Annotated in this window: 16 protein-coding genes, 1 pseudogene and 1 riboswitch; of the genes and pseudogenes, 15 read left to right on the top strand and 2 right to left on the bottom strand. The window is 54.2% G+C overall.

The genetic code is table 11. The annotated features are described in order from the left end of the window. Positions 1 to 242: 242 nt before the first annotated feature. Positions 243 to 1,931: an Rqc2 family fibronectin-binding protein gene (locus KNP81_RS07230; protein WP_214719465.1), complete on the bottom strand. Its 1,689-nt coding sequence runs from the start codon at positions 1,929 to 1,931 to the stop codon at positions 243 to 245. A gap of 131 nt (positions 1,932 to 2,062) precedes the next feature. Here KNP81_RS07230 and gmk point away from each other — a divergent pair, with 131 nt between their 5' ends. The 14 genes and pseudogenes from gmk (at position 2,063) to KNP81_RS07165 (ending at position 15,940) form a co-directional block, all read left to right on the top strand. Next, complete coding sequence (gmk, locus tag KNP81_RS07225) at positions 2,063 to 2,710, top strand: guanylate kinase (protein ID WP_029595720.1); 648 nt, start codon at positions 2,063 to 2,065, stop codon at positions 2,708 to 2,710. Further along, a complete protein-coding gene (gene rpoZ, locus KNP81_RS07220) occupies positions 2,710 to 2,919 on the top strand; it encodes a DNA-directed RNA polymerase subunit omega (RefSeq protein ID WP_214719464.1) in 210 nt (69 codons plus the stop codon). The genes gmk and rpoZ overlap by 1 nt, the downstream gene beginning before the upstream one ends. 59 nt (positions 2,920 to 2,978) lie before the next feature. Then, on the top strand, positions 2,979 to 4,169 hold the full coding sequence (coaBC, locus tag KNP81_RS07215; RefSeq protein ID WP_214719463.1) for a bifunctional phosphopantothenoylcysteine decarboxylase/phosphopantothenate--cysteine ligase CoaBC: 1,191 nt from the start codon (positions 2,979 to 2,981) through the stop codon (positions 4,167 to 4,169). Then, positions 4,166 to 6,490: a primosomal protein N' gene (gene priA / locus KNP81_RS07210; protein WP_214719462.1), complete on the top strand. Its 2,325-nt coding sequence runs from the start codon at positions 4,166 to 4,168 to the stop codon at positions 6,488 to 6,490. The genes coaBC and priA overlap by 4 nt, the downstream gene beginning before the upstream one ends. A gap of 11 nt (positions 6,491 to 6,501) precedes the next feature. Next, positions 6,502 to 6,927: pseudogene (def, locus tag KNP81_RS15455) on the top strand (peptide deformylase); the annotation flags it as partial. A gap of 45 nt (positions 6,928 to 6,972) precedes the next feature. Further along, positions 6,973 to 7,887 (top strand): methionyl-tRNA formyltransferase, encoded by a 915-nt coding sequence (fmt, locus tag KNP81_RS07205; RefSeq protein WP_353047970.1) that lies wholly within the window; start codon positions 6,973 to 6,975, stop codon positions 7,885 to 7,887. A gap of 1 nt (position 7,888) precedes the next feature. Continuing rightward, positions 7,889 to 9,217, top strand: coding sequence for a 16S rRNA (cytosine(967)-C(5))-methyltransferase RsmB (gene rsmB, locus KNP81_RS07200; RefSeq protein ID WP_214719460.1), 1,329 nt, complete (start codon positions 7,889 to 7,891; stop codon positions 9,215 to 9,217). Positions 9,218 to 9,219: 2 nt separating this feature from the next. Then, a complete protein-coding gene (rlmN, locus tag KNP81_RS07195) occupies positions 9,220 to 10,305 on the top strand; it encodes a dual-specificity RNA methyltransferase RlmN (protein ID WP_021067076.1) in 1,086 nt (361 codons plus the stop codon). 8 nt (positions 10,306 to 10,313) lie between these two features. Then, on the top strand, positions 10,314 to 11,048 hold the full coding sequence (locus KNP81_RS07190; RefSeq protein WP_214719459.1) for a Stp1/IreP family PP2C-type Ser/Thr phosphatase: 735 nt from the start codon (positions 10,314 to 10,316) through the stop codon (positions 11,046 to 11,048). 5 nt (positions 11,049 to 11,053) lie between these two features. Beyond that, entirely contained in the window at positions 11,054 to 12,997 is a 1,944-nt protein-coding gene (pknB, locus tag KNP81_RS07185) for a Stk1 family PASTA domain-containing Ser/Thr kinase (RefSeq protein WP_214719458.1), read from the top strand. A gap of 44 nt (positions 12,998 to 13,041) precedes the next feature. After that, the gene (gene rsgA, locus KNP81_RS07180; protein ID WP_214719457.1) at positions 13,042 to 13,926 is read left to right on the top strand and encodes a ribosome small subunit-dependent GTPase A; all 885 of its coding nucleotides are present in this window, start codon (positions 13,042 to 13,044) and stop codon (positions 13,924 to 13,926) included. A gap of 1 nt (position 13,927) precedes the next feature. After that, complete coding sequence (rpe, locus tag KNP81_RS07175; protein ID WP_029595716.1) at positions 13,928 to 14,584, top strand: ribulose-phosphate 3-epimerase; 657 nt, start codon at positions 13,928 to 13,930, stop codon at positions 14,582 to 14,584. Positions 14,585 to 14,603: 19 nt separating this feature from the next. Next, positions 14,604 to 14,704: riboswitch (TPP riboswitch) on the top strand. 76 nt (positions 14,705 to 14,780) lie between these two features. Next, the gene (thiT, locus tag KNP81_RS07170) at positions 14,781 to 15,353 is read left to right on the top strand and encodes an energy-coupled thiamine transporter ThiT (RefSeq protein WP_021067081.1); all 573 of its coding nucleotides are present in this window, start codon (positions 14,781 to 14,783) and stop codon (positions 15,351 to 15,353) included. Next, positions 15,353 to 15,940: a thiamine diphosphokinase gene (locus KNP81_RS07165; protein WP_214719456.1), complete on the top strand. Its 588-nt coding sequence runs from the start codon at positions 15,353 to 15,355 to the stop codon at positions 15,938 to 15,940. The genes thiT and KNP81_RS07165 overlap by 1 nt, the downstream gene beginning before the upstream one ends. 58 nt (positions 15,941 to 15,998) lie before the next feature. Here the strand turns inward: KNP81_RS07165 and rpmB are convergent, their stop codons facing one another. Further along, positions 15,999 to 16,187, bottom strand: a complete 189-nt coding sequence (gene rpmB / locus KNP81_RS07160; protein WP_015881349.1) for a 50S ribosomal protein L28 — start codon at positions 16,185 to 16,187, stop codon at positions 15,999 to 16,001. A 253-nt stretch (positions 16,188 to 16,440) separates the two neighbouring features. Here rpmB and KNP81_RS07155 point away from each other — a divergent pair, with 253 nt between their 5' ends. Then, the gene (locus KNP81_RS07155) at positions 16,441 to 16,803 is read left to right on the top strand and encodes an Asp23/Gls24 family envelope stress response protein (protein WP_016509701.1); all 363 of its coding nucleotides are present in this window, start codon (positions 16,441 to 16,443) and stop codon (positions 16,801 to 16,803) included. The last annotated feature ends 7 nt before the right edge of the window (positions 16,804 to 16,810 follow it).

Genomic DNA, 16,810 nt, shown 5'->3' with positions numbered 1-16,810 from the left:
CCCCAAGGAGTTCGGGTGCCGGCCTTGGCATGTGTCTGCTCGCCTATCGATCAGACGTGTACCAATCCTTTCGTTCGTCCGCCGGCGTCCCGACTCCTGCAGGAAAGCAACCCAACGGAGACCCAGCAACGACATTGAGTCGCGATGCGGCTCCGGGGTTGCCTGCGGAAAGCGTAGGCGCCGAGAGGACGAGTGACCATGGGCTAACAAGAAAAAGCCACGTCATGTGACGTGGCCAGAACTCATTGCTGGAGTGATTTGACGAGCCGCTCATCCGGCGTGACGTACACCGTCTGTTGATCCGTATAGATGACGAATCCAGGCTTGGCACCGCTCGGCTTTTTCACGTAACGTGCTTTCGTGTAATCGACCGGCACACCGCTCGAGGCACGGGCCTTCGAGAAATAAGCGGCGACCGTCGCCGCCTCGAGCAACGTCGTCTCATCGGGTTCGCTCGAACGGATGATGACGTGGGATCCGGGTATGTCTTTCACATGGAGCCAAATCTCGTCGCGACGGGCGAACTTGAACGTCAAATGATCGTTTTGCGTATTGTTCTTCCCGACGAAGAACTCTGTCCCCGTCGACGACGTATACGCTTCGAGCGAAATTTTCTTCGTCTGTTTCTTCTTTTGATTCCGTTGTTTCATGTAGCCGCCTTCGGCCAACTCTTCTCGAATCTCGACGATATCGGCCGGTGAGGCGACGTCGAGCTGGGCGACGAGCGTCTCTAAATACTCAATCTCGGCGTCGTTCAATTCGATTTGTTTCTGCACTTCGACTTTGGCGACTTTCAACTTGTTGTATTTCTTGTAGTACGCTTGTGCGTTCTCGTTCGGTGTTTTCAGCTTGTTGAGCGGGATGTCGATCATGCCGCCTTCCTCGTCATAATAATCGACGACGTGGGCGACGGTCATGCCTTTCTCGAGCTGGAACAAGTACGTCGTCAACAGCTCCCCGTATTTTTGAAGCTCGTCGGACCGTTCCGTCGCCTTCAAATCGTCAAGCAGTCGCTTGCGCTTCAACAGGTTTTTCTCAAGCTCGGACTTGAGCAGACGCTCGACGTCGTGGGCTTGTTGTTTGACGCGGTCGCGGTTCGCTTTCTCATAGAAGAAACGGTCGAGCACGTCTTTGCTCGTCTCATAGCGCTCTTCAGAGGCAATCTCACCGGACGTAAGCACGATCGGACTAAAGCGCTCTTTGCCCGACGCGAGCTGTTGGAAGACGTAAGGGCCTTCGAGGTCGCTCATCACGCTGACGAACGACTCCTCGATGCTGGCCCGGTTCGGGAGTTTGGCTCGGTGGACGATTTCTTGGGCGATTTGCGGGCTGAGCCCAGCGAAACTGGCCACGAGCTGCTTGTCGAGCGAGCCGGCATTCCAGTCGATTCGTTTCAAGCCGGCTTCACGCTCCGTCAACGGATCACACTTGTCTTGGGCCGGTGGCAATAAGTACTCGCTGCCCGGCATGATCGTCCGGTACGTGTTCTGTGACGGCGGGAGATGTTTGATGGCGTCTAAAATCTTGCCATCCTCGTTCGTCAAGACGACGTTCGAGTGGCGTCCCATCAGTTCGATATACACTTTCTTATTCTCTTCGTCGCCGAGCTCGTTTCGTGAACGGATTGACAGGACGATGACACGGTCACGTCCGACTTGTTCGATTGCCGTGATGAAGCCACCTTCGATGTGTTTTCGGAGCATCATACAAAACATTGGCGGTTCTTGCGGGTTCTTGGTCGGGTTATCAGTCAGTTGGAGCCGCGCGTACATCGCATTCGCCGAAACGAGCAATTGGACGCTTTGGCGGTTCGAGCGGACTTGAATCATCAAATCGAGCGAATACGGTTGGTGCACGCGATTGATGCGCCCACCGACGAGCGCTTGTAATTCTGTTACAACACGATATGTCATTAATCCATCATATGCCACTAGTCTCATCACCTTTGTTCTTTTTCTGTCTCTACGTTATCAGATTCACGGAAAATATGGTACGATGAAGTAGGAAATCCGAACTTCTTCTTGCCGGAACAATTGATTGACTGCTATTATAATTAAATGTGATGTTAGAAGATGGAGGTCTTGCAGTGAATTTTAAAGAACGAGGATTATTAATCGTCTTGTCTGGCCCGAGCGGCGTCGGGAAAGGTACCGTTTGTCGAGTACTCCGTGAAGAGAAGGACAACAACCTTCAATATTCGGTCTCGGCGACGACCCGCAAACCGCGCGAAGGAGAAGTGGAAGGCGTACACTACTTCTTTAAGACGAGAGAACAATTTGAACACATGATCGAGCATAAACAATTGCTCGAGCACGCTGAATTTGTCGGCAACTATTATGGGACACCGGTTGAATGGGTTCGTGAGACACTCGAAAGCGGGAAGGACGTCATCCTCGAGATTGAAGTCCAGGGCGCTTTCCAAGTGAAAGAGCGTTTCCCGGAAGCGGTCTTTTTATTCTTGGCTCCGCCAAGCCTGCAAGAACTACGTAACCGCTTAGTCGGTCGAGGCACGGAATCGGAAGACGTGATCAAGCAACGCTTGCTCGTCGCCCGGGAAGAAATTGAATTGATGGATGCATACGATTACGTCGTTACGAATGATGAAGTGGATAAAGCGATCGATCGTATCAAAGCGATCGTGACGGCCGAACATTGTAAACGTGAACGTGTCGCGTCTCTCTATAAAAAAGCCATGATGGAGGTCATTTAATGTTATACCCTTCGATTGATGCCTTACAACGTATCATCCCGTCGAAATACACAATCGTCACGGTGGCCGCGAAGCGGGCCCGCCAAATTCAGGACGGAAAAGCAACAAAAATCGCCGCGCCAAAATCGTATAAGCCGGTCGGTCAAGCGCTAGAAGAATTGTATTCGGGTGACACGACAATCATCGCGAACGAAAAAAACAACGGATGAATTGTGACCCAAGTCGGATGCGACTTGGGTCTCATTGTCTATAAGGGGGAGAATTGTGAATGTTGAACGATCGGAATATCTTGCTTTGTGTGAGCGGCGGTATCGCGGCGTATAAGGCGTGCGCGCTCACGTCGAAACTCGTCCAGGCCGGTGCGAACGTTCGAGTGGCGATGACCGCGTCAGCCGAAGAATTCGTCGGCAAAGCGACGTTTCAGGCGCTCAGCCGAAATCCGGTATACACCGACGTGTTCGAGGAACACGATCCGACCAAAATCGCCCACATCGACGTCGTCGATACGAGTGATTTGATTGTCGTTGCACCCGCCACGGCGAACATGATTGCGAAACTCGCAGCCGGTATTGCCGATGACTTCATCACGACCTCGATTTTAGCGGCCAAATGCCCCGTCATCGTCTCACCGGCGATGAACGTCAATATGCTCGAACATCCGGCCACACGCCGCAATATCGAGACGCTCAAAACGTTCGGCTATCAAATCATCGAACCGGGCGTCGGCAATCTCGCGTGCGGGTGGATCGGTGGCGGACGCCTTCCGGAACCGGAAGACCTCGTCCGTATCGTCGAGAGCCAGTTCATCCCGAAACATCTGCTCGGGAAACGCGTGCTAATCACGGCCGGTCCGACGGTCGAACGCATCGACCCGGTCCGCTTTTTATCGAATGACTCATCAGGCAAGATGGGCGTCGCGCTCGCCGCGGCTGCCCGCGATATGGGCGCACACGTCACGCTCGTCCACGGACCGCTGCAAGTACCCGTACCGGACGGCGTGACCGCCATCGCCGTCGAATCAGGCACGGATATGCTCGAGACGGTGCTCGCGCGTTTCGATGACCAAGACCTCGTCATCAAATCGGCCGCCGTCGCCGACTATCGCCCGAAGACGGTCCATAGCGAGAAACATAAAAAAGTGCACGGCCCGTTGACGATCGAACTCGAAGAGACGACCGATATCTTGAAGACGCTCGGGGAGAAGAAGACGCATCAGCTCCTCGTCGGTTTTGCGGCAGAGACGGAGAATCTCGAGCAACACGCCCGCGATAAAATCGCCCGTAAACGGGTTGATTATCTTGTCGCCAACGATGTGTCCCAGCCAGATATCGGCTTCCGCGCCGATGACAACGAAGTCACGTTGTTTCGGGCGGACGGGGCTCACGTCCGCTTACCGCGACAGAGCAAACGTGAACTCGCTGTCGAATTGCTCACATATTTTAAGGAAGATTTGCGATGATCGCCCACGTCCATGTCGATGCGCCCGTCATCACAATAGACCGTCCGTTCGATTATGAAGTGCCGCCCCAGTTCGAGACGTTAATCGAACCGGGCATGCGTGTCTCGGTCCCGTTCGGCTCACGACGCCTGCTTGGAATCGTCACCGGTGTCTCAGAAGGGACGCGCGAAGGGTTGAAACCGCTCGAAGCCCTATTAGATGAAGAATCATCACTGACGGACGAGTTGCTCGACTTATCGACCCATGTGAAAGAGACGACGCTCTGTTTCCGGTCGTCGGCACTCCTCGCCATGTTGCCGGCAGCGCTGAAAGTGAGTTACGACAAAGAGATTAAAGGCGAGACGCTCCCGGACGGCGTTCGAGCCGGTACCCATCTTTCGGAGTATCCGAAAGAGACGCAGTCCATCATCTTGGCGCTCGCCCAAAAAGGGGACATCTTGCTCGCGCCGGTGTTAAAAGAGAAACGGACGGTGAAGACGGACCTCGTCATCGAGCTCATCGATGCAACGCTCATCCCGGCCCGGGCGAAGAAACAACAAGAAGCGATTCAGTTGCTAAAGGAAGTCCCGCGGATGTACTGGTCCTCGTTACGTCAAATCGGGTTATCGCGCGCACAACTGCAAAAGATGGAGTCGCTCCGTGCCGTCAAAGTGACCGAGGTCGAACTGAACCGCGACCCGTACGCCACGATTGAACAGGTCATCGAGACGGTCGAACTGAATGAAAGTCAAGCCACGGCCGTCCATGCCATCCGCGATGCGGAAGCCGGGGAGACGTTACTCTTGCACGGTGTCACCGGCAGTGGGAAGACCGAGGTCTATTTAGAAGCGATCGGTCAAGTCGTCGATGACGGCAAGCAGGCGATTTTGCTCGTCCCGGAAATCTCGCTCACGCCGATGATGGTCAAACGATTCAAACGTCGCTTCGGAGACCGGGTCGCCGTGCTCCATAGCGCCTTGTCACAAGGAGAGAAATATGATGAGTGGCGCAAAATCAAACGACGTGAAGTTGATGTCGTCGTCGGGGCACGCTCGGCGATTTTCGCACCGCTCGAAAACATCGGTCTCATCATCTTGGACGAAGAGCATGAGACGACGTACAAGCAAGAAGAAAATCCGCGCTATCACGCGCGTGACGTCGCGATTTGGCGAGCCGAGTACCACGAGTGCCCGGTCGTCCTTGGTAGTGCGACCCCGTCACTCGAGTCTTACGCCCGCGCCCAAAAAGGGGTCTATCGCTATTTACAACTCAGCGAACGGTATGGCGGCGACATGCCGCCGGTCCATATTATTGACATGCGGCGTGAGCTCGCCAAAGGCAACACGACGATGTTTTCAGAAGATTTATTTGTCGCTATCAACGACCGCATCGCGAAAAAAGAACAGTGCGTCATTTTGCTCAACCGTCGTGGTTTCACGACGTTCGTCATGTGTCGTGACTGTGGGGAAGGGCTTACCTGTCCGCACTGCGCCGTCAACTTGACGTATCACCAACACGGCGACCGGCTCAAATGCCACTACTGCGGCTATGAGATCGGTATGCCTTCGAAGTGCCCGACGTGTGACAGCAAGAAAATCAAACAGTTCGGCACCGGGACGCAAAAGATTGAGACCGAGCTGTTGAATCGCATCCCTGAGGCGCGGATCATTCGGATGGACCAAGACACGACGTCACGCAAAGGGTCGCACGAACAACTATTGAAACGCTTTGAGGATGGGGAGGCCGACATTTTGCTCGGTACCCAGATGATTGCCAAAGGGCTCGATTTCCCGAACGTCACGCTCGTCGGCGTGCTCGCGGCGGATGCGACGCTCGGCATGCCCGATTTCCGTGCGACCGAGCGTACGTTCCAACTCGTGACCCAAGTCGCCGGTCGAGCCGGGCGCGGCAGTCTGCCGGGTGAGGCGTACGTCCAGACGTACAATCCGGACCATTACGTCATCGAGACGGCGAGCGAACACGATTATGAATCGTTTTACGCCCGGGAGATGCAACTGCGCCAAGTCGGAAATCATCCCCCTTATTGGTACGTCACGCTCGTCACGTTCGCGGCGGAAAGTCCGCTCGTCGCCCAAGCCGAGGCAGAGCTGTTCGCCGCCGATTTCGTCGAGGCGCACGTGGCCCAGTCGCGGTTGAACGGTCCGATGCCGGCACCGTTGTCGAAACTGAAGAACTTGTTCCGCTATCAGTTGTTCATCAAGACGAAACATCCGGAAGCGTTATATCCGGTCCTCGCCACGCTGCAACAGGCACGGGCGAAGGCGATCAGCAAAAAAGAATATCAATTGAGTATCGACGTAAACCCATACGTATTCATGTGAGGTGGAACCAGATGTATAAAGTAGTAGAGATTCCAAATGAGATTTTACGGGTCACGTGTGATCCGGTGACAAAGTTTGATAAAAAATTGCGTCAGACGGTCGATCGACTGTTCGACACGATGTATGAATATGATGGGGTCGGCGTGGCCGCTCCCCAGGTCAATTTGAATCAACGGCTCGCCGTCGTCCATACGGATGATGAGACGGGACCGCTCGTATTGATCAATCCGGAGATCATCGAGACATCGGGGACCGAGGTCGGCCTTGAAGGCTGTTTGAGCATCCCGGGTGAGTTCGGTTTCGTCGAACGCCACGAGACAATCGTCGTCAAGACGCAGGATTTGAAAGGCCGCTATCAAGAAGTGAAGGCGAGCGGTTTCTTCGCCCGCGCGATTCAACATGAAATCGACCATTTGGACGGGGTACTGTTCACGGACAAGCTCGCCGTGCCGGACAAAGGGACGGATCAACGCATCGTCTTCATGGGCACACCGACGTTTGCCGTCTCCGTACTTGAGCGCTTGCTCGAAGAAGGATACAATGTCGTAGGTGTCGTCTCGCAACCGGACAAGCCGGTCGGACGCAAACGCGAACTGAAACCGACGCCGGTGAAAGAGTGTGCCTTGCGCCACAATATCCCCGTGTTACAGCCTGAAAAGGTGCGGACCGATTACGAGGACATCTTGGCACTCGAGCCGGACTTGATCGTGACGGCGGCGTACGGACAAATCGTCCCGACCGAGCTGTTAGAAGCACCGAAACATGGCGCCATCAACGTCCACGCCTCGCTATTGCCGAAACATCGGGGCGGTGCGCCGATTCATCAAGCCATTCTCGACGGGGACAAGGAGACAGGCGTCACAATCATGTATATGGTCGACAAGCTCGATGCAGGCGATATGATTGCCAACACGGTCGTCCCGATTGAAGAGTCGGACACGGTCGGCACGTTATTCGACAAGCTCGCGGTCGCAGGGTCGGACTTGTTGCTCAAGACGCTTCCTGCCTTCCTCGCCGGTTGGATTGAAGCCGTACCGCAAGACGAGCGTGACGTCACGTTCGCACCGAACATCAGCCGGGAGCGGGAACAGATTGACTGGACCCGTTCCGGCGCAGACATCTATAACCACATCAGAGGGATGAATCCGTTCCCGACAGCGTATACGACGATTGCCGGTGAACGGGTCAAACTGTTCTTCGGATTGAAAACGACAGGGACGGGTGAACCAGGAACGATTGTCCGGCTTGAAGCGGATGGATTTGTCGTCGCGACAGGCGACGCGGTCGCCATTAAAGTGGTCGACTTGCAACCATCTGGTAAAAAACGAATGGACGGGGCCACATTTATGCGTGGGGCCGGCCAGAAGTTACAAGTCGGCGATCGACTAGGAGGATAATATGAACGTACGAGTTGCAGCACTGGATACGCTAATCAAAATCGAACAAGGCGGCGCCTATTCGACGATTGCGGTCAACGATTTATTGAAACAGAAGAAATTGGCGACGAAAGACGTCGGCCTATACACGGAACTCGTCTATGGGACACTCGGCCGCAAACGGACGCTCGATTATATTTTAGAGAAACGGGTCCAAAACCCGAAAAAACTGGACCGTTTCGTCTTGCCACTCTTACGGATGAGCGTCTATCAACTGTTTTATCTCGACAAGATCCCGGATCGTGCCGTCTTGCACGAAGCGGTCGAGATTGCGAAAAAACGGGGCCATTCGGGTACCGGCAAGTTCGTCAACGGCGTGTTGCGCAACGTCATTCGGGACGGGTTCCCGGATTTGAGCACGCTTCCGGACGCTGAACGGATCGCCATCGAACATAGCCATCCCGATTGGCTCGTCGCCGAATGGGTAGAGACGTATGGCGTCGAAACGACAGAGGCGATGTGTAAATTGAACAATGAGCCGGCTCCGGTCACGGTGCGGGTCAACCGCCAGCGGGTCACGGTCGAAGAGATGATTGAGCGGCTCGCCGAAGTCGATGTCGTCGCGACACGTTCGGAACTGTCAGCGGACGGTCTCATCATCGAATCCGGGAACGTGCATGCGACAGCGTTCATCGATATGGGCTTGTTGTCGATTCAAGACGAGAGCTCGATGATCGTCGCCGATGCGCTTCAAGCCGGGAAAACGGAACGCGTCCTCGACGCATGTGCCGCACCAGGTGGAAAAGCGATGCATACGGCGGAACGCATGGATGGTGGAACGCTCGTCGCCCTCGACTTGCACCCGCATAAAGCGAAATTGATTGAACGTCAAGCGAAGCGTCTGCATATCGATGGAGTGACCGCACTTGCCCTCGATGCCCGTCAGGCCGGGGACAAATTTGAACCGGAGAGCTTCGACCGGATTTTACTCGACGTCCCATGTTCAGGACTCGGTGTTATCCGCCGCAAGCCCGATATCAAATGGACGAAAGACAAGTCCGCCCTCGCCGGACTGCCGAAAGTCCAACGCGAAATCATTGACGCCGTCTTGCCACTGCTCAAACGAGGTGGTACGCTAGTGTACTCGACATGTACCATCGACCCTACTGAGAATGAACAGCAGGCCGATTACATTTTGTCGACCGGATTGACGTGGGATGAGACACTCCAAGACCGTCTTCCACAAGTATTGCGCCCGATGGTGTCATCGGACCGCGCTGAACTCAAATTACTCCCGACGTCGTTCGGGACGGACGGTTTCTATATCGCCGCATTCAAGAAAGAGGTATAAACATGAACCCAAAAGCAGTTGAAAAAAATCCATTGGTCGGTGCCAAGCCGTCTCTCTATTCCCTCACGTACTCAGAGCTCGAACAGTGGCTCATCGAGGCAGGAGAAAAATCATTCCGCGCGAAACAGTTATATGACTGGATGTACGTCAAGCGCGTGACATCGTTCGACGATATGACGAACGTCTCGAAACCGCTCCGCGAAAAATTAGACGCGGCGTTCCAATTGACGACGTTGAAAGAACTCGTCCGTCAAGAATCAAAGGACGGGACGATCAAGTTCTTGTTCGAGCTTCAAGACGGTTATTCGATCGAGACGGTGCTCATGCGCCATGAGTACGGGAACTCGGTCTGTGTCACGACACAAGTCGGCTGCCGTATCGGTTGCACGTTCTGTGCTTCGACGCTCGGTGGTTTGAAACGTAACTTAGAGGCCGGTGAAATCACGGCCCAAGTCCTCGACGTCCAGCGCGCGCTCGACGCGAGCGAAGAGCGGGTCGACTCGGTCGTCGTCATGGGAATCGGCGAACCGTTCGATAACTACGACGAATTGATGCGCTTCTTGCGCACGGTCAACCACGATGACGGCTTGAACATCGGTTCACGTCACATCACCGTGTCGACGAGTGGGATCGTACCGAAGATTTACAAGTTTGCCGATGAAGGCATGCGCATCAACTTCGCAATCTCGCTTCACGCGCCGACGACGGAGATTCGGACACGCCTTATGCCAATCAACCGTGCTTACAACTTGGACAAGTTGATGGAAGCCGTCAACTACTATACAGAGAAGAGCGGTCGCCGCATCACGTTCGAATACGGTTTATTCGGCGGGGTTAACGACACGGAAGAACACGCGCATCAACTCGCTGACTTGTTGAAAGGCGTCAAATGCCACGTCAACTTGATTCCAGTCAACCACGTGCTCGAGCGCGATTACGTCCGCACACCACGTAAACAAATTTTTGCCTTTGAAAAAGTGCTCAAAGATCGAAAAGTGAACGTGACGATTCGTCGCGAACAAGGTTCGGATATCGATGCGGCTTGTGGGCAGCTTCGAGCGAAGGAGCGCGAACAAGAAACGAGGTAATCACGAAGATGGAGTTAGCATACCGAACCGACCGAGGCCAAGTGAGAGCACAGAACGAGGATGCCGTCTTGATTTTAGGGGACGAACATGCCGGGATTGCTCTCGTGGCCGACGGGATGGGAGGACATGAAGCCGGGGAGGTCGCGAGTCAGCTCGTCATCGAGCAGTTTCGCCGTGCCTTCTCGACGCTTCCGGCCTCGCCGATGGAGATGGAGAATTGGTTCCGCCAAAACGTGGAACTGGCCAATAATCAAGTGCTCGATTTCTCGAAACAAGCCAACCTCCTCATGATGGGGACGACGATCGCCGGTGTCTGTTGGCACGACGAGACGATTGTTATCGTCCACGTCGGGGATAGTCGTGTGTATGCCTTGCGAGATGATAAGCTGCAACAATTGACGGAAGATCATTCCTACGTGAACGTGTTGAAACAACTCGGCGAATTGACCGAGGAAGAGATGCGCGTCCATCCGAAACGTAACATTATCACCCGTTCAATCGGCTCGAATGAGCATGTCGAACCTGATCTGCAAGTGTTTGCCGAACCCGAGTTTGACACGATTTTAATCTGTACGGACGGCTTGACAACTCATTTGACTGATGAGGAGATCAAGCAAGTCTTGAAACGTCCCGTCTCGGCGGACGTCAAGGCGGATCAATTAATCGATCAAGCCAACCGTTTGGGTGGGAGTGACAACATCACCGTTGCCCTCGTCCAGTTCACAGATAGAAAGAGAGGATGAATCCGATGCGAAGTGGAGAACGAATCAACGATCGTTATCGGATCGAACAGCAAATCGGCAGCGGCGGCATGGCAAATGTCTACCGGGCTCACGATGAAATTTTAAACCGAACCGTCGCCATCAAGGTGTTGCGATCTGAATTCTCGCATAACGAACAATTTATACGCCGGTTCGAACGGGAAGCCCACGCGGCGACTAGTCTGAACCATCCGAATATCGTCGCCATCTACGACGTCGGAGACGAGCGTGACATCTATTACATCGTCATGGAACACGTCGATGGGATGACGCTCAAACAATATTTGCAAGAAGAGTACATATCTGTCGACGAGGCGCTTCGCATCATGGGACAGATTTGTGATGCCATCGACCATGCCCATGCGAATCGAATCATTCATCGGGACATCAAACCGCAAAACATGATGATTGATCAGAGCGGCAACGTCAAAGTGACTGACTTTGGGATTGCGGTGGCCATGTCGAACGCGACGCTGACCCATACGATGTCAGTGCTCGGCTCGGTCCATTACTTTTCTCCAGAACAGGCGCGCGGAAAGTTCGCCGATGAGAAGTCAGATATTTATTCACTCGGTGCCGTCCTGTATGAACTCGTGACCGGACGCGTTCCGTTCATCGGGGAGACGCCAGTCGCCGTCGCACTTCAACATTTGCAAGACGACCCGATTCGACCGATGGATTTGAACCCGAACATCCCGCAAGCGCTTGAGAACTGCATCATGCAGGCGCTGGCGAAATCACCGGGCGCCCGTCACACATCGGTCGCCGCCTTTAAGAAGGATTGCATGACGGCGCTCGACCCGGAACGTGCGAACGAACCGAAACGCCTCAGTACGGAACAGGACGCATTCGATCAGACGCTCGTCATGTCACCGGTCGTCCCGGACGAACCGAACGTCAAAGAGACACCGGAACAACCGGTCGCACCGAGCGAACCTGAGACAGCGAACCCGAAGCCGAAACGGAAGAAGAAGTGGTGGCTATGGCTCCTACTCCTCTTCTTGTTGATTGGCGGCGGAATCGGGGCATATGTCATCGCCGATGAGATGTCCCGTGCCGTCGTGCCAGACGTCGTCGGGATGACGAACGACGAAGCGACGACCGAACTCGAAACAGCCGGTTTTGTCGTCGAAGCGACAGAGCGGGCGAGCGATAACATCGCCGCTGGCGACGTCATTTCGCAGACACCGCAAGCCGGTCGGAAACCGAAACGCGGAACGACCGTGACGATTGTCGTGTCGGCCGGGAAAGAGACGGTTGCGATGCCGGACGTCGAAGGATTGTCTCAGTCGGCGGCCGAGCGGACGCTCAAAGACCTCGACTTTGCGGATATCGAAATTCAATCCGAGGCGTCGGAGACGGTCGATAGCGGCGATGTCATCTCCCAATCGATTGCTCCGGACAACGAGGTCGTCCCGTCTGAAGAGACGGTGACGCTCGTCGTCTCGACCGGTAGCAATAAAGTCGAACTCGCCAATTTAGCCGGGTATACGTTTGAGGAGGCGACGACGTACGCCGAACAGAATAGCTTGAAAATCGTCAAACGAGACGAGTATTCAACGAGCGTGCCCGCCAACCAAATCATTCGTCAGTTACCGACGGCCGGAACAGCCGTCGACCCGGGGACGGAATTGACCGTCATCGTGTCGCAAGGGGTCGAACCGACCGACGTCTCGATTGAACGGGAAGTCAACGTCGAAATCGATCCGCCTGCTGAAGGCGAAGAACCTGTGGCACTCGATGTCGTCATTCGGACGGTAGACGCCCGTGGCGAAGTCGAAGTGTTGCGTGATAAGATAACGGAGACGACGACTTACTCGTATACACTCGTCATTGCACCGGACGAAGTCGGAACCGCGACGATCGAAGTCGACGGGGAAGTCGTCCGAACGGATACGGTGACGTACGCACAAGCAAAAGATTCACAATGAAGAGGTGGCGTGCGCGTCGCCTCTTTTTCTAAGGAGGTCATAGGATGAAAGGTACGATTATTCGATTACAAGGCGGGTTTTATGATGTCATGACGGAAGAGAAACAAGAGATCCGTTGTCGCGCCCGCGGCAATTTCCGCAACCGGAACATCTCGCCGGTCGTCGGCGATGATGTCGACATCCAAGACCAAGGAGACGGCACAGGCTACATCTTGGCCGTCGACGAGCGGTCGAACCATCTCGTCCGCCCGCCGATTGCTAACATCGATCAAGCGTTCCTGCTGTTCTCGGTCAAGGAACCGGCGTTCTCGTTCCATCTGCTCGACCGTTTCCTCGTCTTAATCGAATCGAAGCAAGTCCACCCGATTATCGTCTTAACGAAGATGGACTTGTTGACGGAGTCGGAGCTCGAAACGATTCAAGCAGCAGCAGCTTTATACCGGTCAATCGGCTATGAGGTCATCGAGACGTCGACGGAGAACGGGGCGGGGATCGAACAAATTCGTGGGTCGTTTAAGGAGAAGACGAGCGTGTTCGCCGGACAGACCGGTGTCGGCAAGAGTTCACTCTTGAACGCGGTCGCGCCGGAACTTGAACTCGCGACCGGGAAAATCTCGAAGTCGCTCGGCCGAGGCAAGCACACGACGCGTCACGTCACGCTCATCACGCTCGCTGACGGGCTCGTCGCTGACACGCCTGGTTTCTCGAGCCTCGAGTTCCCAGAAGAACTCGCAGTCGAGGAGATGCGCTGGTGCTTCCCTGAGTTTGTCGAACGGCATGACGACTGCAAATTCCGGGGCTGTGCCCATTTGAACGAACCGGGTTGTGCCGTCAAAGCGGCCGTCGAGGCGGGAGAAATCGCTTCCACCCGTTACGAGAATTATGTTACGTTTATGGCAGAGTTAAACGATAGACAACGGAGGTACTGACATGATTAAAATTGCACCATCAATTTTAGCGGCGGACTTCGCCAACCTAGAGGCAGAAGTGAAGGCGGTCCAAGAAGCCGGCGCGGATTATATCCATTTTGATGTCATGGACGGTCAATTCGTCCCGAACATCTCGATTGGTCTCCCGGTACTCGCAAGCTTACGGAAGAAGTCGGACATGGTACTCGACGTCCATTTAATGATCGACCAGCCGGAGCGCTTCGTCGAAGACTTCATCAAAGCGGGAGCGGATATCGTCACAGTTCACGTTGAAGCGACGAACCATTTGCATCGCGTGCTTCAACAAATTAAGGCGGCCGGAGCCAAGTGTGGCGTCGTTCTCAACCCGCATACGCCGCTATCGTTGATTGAACACGTGCTCGGTGACGTCGACATGGTCCTTCTCATGACGGTGAACCCTGGCTTTGGGGGTCAGAAGTTCATCGAATCGGTCGTGCCGAAAATCGCGGCGTTGAACGAGATGCGCCAAGCGCGCCGTCTCGACTTTGAAATCGAGATTGACGGCGGCGTCAACGCGGAGACGGCGAAATTATGTATCGATGCCGGTGCTGACGTGCTCGTGGCCGGCTCGGCCATCTATAACGAGCCGAGCTATAAAGACGCAATCGATAGCATTCGCAACGCATCTCGTGTATAATCGTCCATAGAACAACAAATATTGTCGCAAGGGGTGTCACATTCTGTGGCTGAGAGGCATACGCTAACCCTTTGAACCTGTTCCGTTCACACGGACGTAGGGATGTGGCGAAAATGCACGTTGCTACTCGATAGCAGCATGGCGTTTACGTCATGCTGCTTTTTGTCGTTCGCTCATAATTTAAGGAGGGAAATAGATGAAACAACGTTTAAAATTACAGGCGCTCATTGAAATCTCATTGTTCGCCGCACTCGGTTTGATTTTTGATTTGCTCATCCCGTTCCGGATGCCGCAAGGCGGGTCAATCAGCTTGGCGATGTTGCCGATTTTCGTGATGGCGTATCGTCACGGCTTGAAAGGCGGACTTGCGACCGGTGCACTCGTCGGAACGCTGCAATTGCTGTTCGGGGCCTACATCTTCACGCCGGTCCAGTTCCTGCTCGACTACACGTTCGCTTACGGTGTCGTCGGTATGGCGGGACTGTTCGCGGGTCAAGTGAAACGAGCCGCCAAAGATGAGGCAAAAAAGACGCTCGTCGTCTATTTGGTGCTCGGCGCGCTCCTCGGCTCACTGCTTCGTTACGGCGCCCACGTCTTGTCGGGGATCGTCTTCTTCGCCGAATACGCGGAAGGTCCGGTCGTCGCCTACTCGTTCGCCTATAACATGACGTACATGCTCCCGTCCTTCCTCGTGTCGGCCGTCGTCCTCGTCCTCTTGTTCGTCTCGGCGCCGCGCTTCGCGACGCTCGCGACCCGGGACGTCCGCTAATGCGGGTGTTGATTGTGGCGGCCAGCCCGGAACCAATCTCGGGACTCCCGCGTGACGTCGATTACATCATCGGCGTCGATGGGGGGTACGAGACACTGTTGAACCACGGGCTGAACCCAGATCTCGTCGTCGGCGATTTCGACTCCTTCACGGGCGAAGTGCCGATCGACGCCGTCCGTTATCCATCTGAGAAAGATGTGACCGACCTCGAGATCGCTCTCGAGGCGGCACGGGGGCATGGCGCGACTGAGATGCTCGTATACGGCGCGCTCGGCGGCCGGCTCGATATGACGCTCAGCAATATCGGTCTGCTCGAGGCGTATCCGGAGATGCGTCTCGTCACGGCAGGGCAGACGGTACGACTCGTCGGGTCGGGACGCTATGAACTCCCGCGTCAAGACGGTCACTATTTGTCGCTCATCCCATGGAAGCAGGCGAACGTGACCATCCGCGGCGTCAAATATCCGCTCGACCGTCACGATGTCGTCAGCCATGAGGCGCTCACCATCTCGAACGAATGGGACGATGAAACGGCGGACTTGATCGTGCACGAAGGTATGGTGCTCGTGCTGTATGTCAAAAAATGAACACAAAAAAATCCCATCGGCGAATGCCGCTGGGATTTATTTCGTTCGTGTATAAAAATTATACGCGTTCAACGAGACCTGATTTAAGAGCGCGAGCTGAAACCCAAACTCGTTTAGGTTTACCGTCAACGAGAATACGAACTTTTTGTACGTTTACACCCCAAGTGCGTTTTGTCTTGTTGAGTGCGTGCGAACGGTTGTTACCTGATTTAGGTGATTTACCTGTTACGTAGCATTTACGTGCCATGCGTTTCCCCTCCTTTTTTATGTGGGTTCGTCCTAATAGACACTCGTTTATATTAGCACGGGTTTTTTCACGATGCAACTAGAAAATCATAGGATGACAAGAAAAAAACTTGACATTACTGGAAAGGATTTTAATAATGAATGAGGGTTACGGCTACAATTGACCGAGTTTATGGAGCAGGTTCTTTTAATAACTAGGTACTTATTGTAGAATGTAGTGAAGGAATCATTCCGAATAAAGGAGGCTACTCCATATGGCAATTGAAATGAAGACAACATATGGCAATATTGACATCACGAACGACGTGGTCGCGACACTCGCAGGCGGTGCGGCGATGGAATGTTTCGGCGTTGTGGGAATGGCGTCTCAAGCTCAATTGAAAGACGGGATCGCAGAACTATTGAAACGTGAAAACTACGCCCGAGGCGTGGTCGTACGTCAAGATGGAGAAGACGTACATATCGACATGCACATCATTGTAAGCTACGGGACGAAAGTGTCGGAAGTCGCATACAACGTGCAAAGCCGTGTAAAATACACGCTCGGTGAAACTTTAGGATTAAACGTTTCGTCGGTAAACATATTCGTACAAGGCGTTCGTCTGACGAATGACTGACGAGAAC

Origin of the sequence: Exiguobacterium sp. s149 (assembly GCF_018618395.1) — a bacterium.
Classification (GTDB): Bacteria; Bacillota; Bacilli; order Exiguobacteriales; family Exiguobacteriaceae; genus Exiguobacterium; species Exiguobacterium chiriqhucha.
Note: the sequence above shows the minus strand (reverse complement) of the source record. Positions and strands in the feature narration are given on the sequence as shown.

Excerpts from the sequence above, each read along its gene's own strand:
- gmk (WP_029595720.1), top strand. The coding sequence starts at position 2,063 with ATGTTAGAAGATGGAGGTCTTGCAGTGAATTTTAAAGAACGAGGATTA.
- rpoZ (WP_214719464.1), top strand. The coding sequence starts at position 2,710 with ATGTTATACCCTTCGATTGATGCCTTACAACGTATCATCCCGTCGAAA.
- coaBC (WP_214719463.1), top strand. The coding sequence starts at position 2,979 with ATGTTGAACGATCGGAATATCTTGCTTTGTGTGAGCGGCGGTATCGCG.
- priA (WP_214719462.1), top strand. The coding sequence starts at position 4,166 with ATGATCGCCCACGTCCATGTCGATGCGCCCGTCATCACAATAGACCGT.
- fmt (WP_353047970.1), top strand. The coding sequence starts at position 6,973 with ATGGGCACACCGACGTTTGCCGTCTCCGTACTTGAGCGCTTGCTCGAA.
- rsmB (WP_214719460.1), top strand. The coding sequence starts at position 7,889 with ATGAACGTACGAGTTGCAGCACTGGATACGCTAATCAAAATCGAACAA.
- rlmN (WP_021067076.1), top strand. The coding sequence starts at position 9,220 with ATGAACCCAAAAGCAGTTGAAAAAAATCCATTGGTCGGTGCCAAGCCG.
- KNP81_RS07190 (WP_214719459.1), top strand. The coding sequence starts at position 10,314 with ATGGAGTTAGCATACCGAACCGACCGAGGCCAAGTGAGAGCACAGAAC.
- pknB (WP_214719458.1), top strand. The coding sequence starts at position 11,054 with ATGCGAAGTGGAGAACGAATCAACGATCGTTATCGGATCGAACAGCAA.
- rsgA (WP_214719457.1), top strand. The coding sequence starts at position 13,042 with ATGAAAGGTACGATTATTCGATTACAAGGCGGGTTTTATGATGTCATG.
- rpe (WP_029595716.1), top strand. The coding sequence starts at position 13,928 with ATGATTAAAATTGCACCATCAATTTTAGCGGCGGACTTCGCCAACCTA.
- thiT (WP_021067081.1), top strand. The coding sequence starts at position 14,781 with ATGAAACAACGTTTAAAATTACAGGCGCTCATTGAAATCTCATTGTTC.
- KNP81_RS07165 (WP_214719456.1), top strand. The coding sequence starts at position 15,353 with ATGCGGGTGTTGATTGTGGCGGCCAGCCCGGAACCAATCTCGGGACTC.
- rpmB (WP_015881349.1), bottom strand. The coding sequence starts at position 16,187 with ATGGCACGTAAATGCTACGTAACAGGTAAATCACCTAAATCAGGTAAC.
- KNP81_RS07155 (WP_016509701.1), top strand. The coding sequence starts at position 16,441 with ATGGCAATTGAAATGAAGACAACATATGGCAATATTGACATCACGAAC.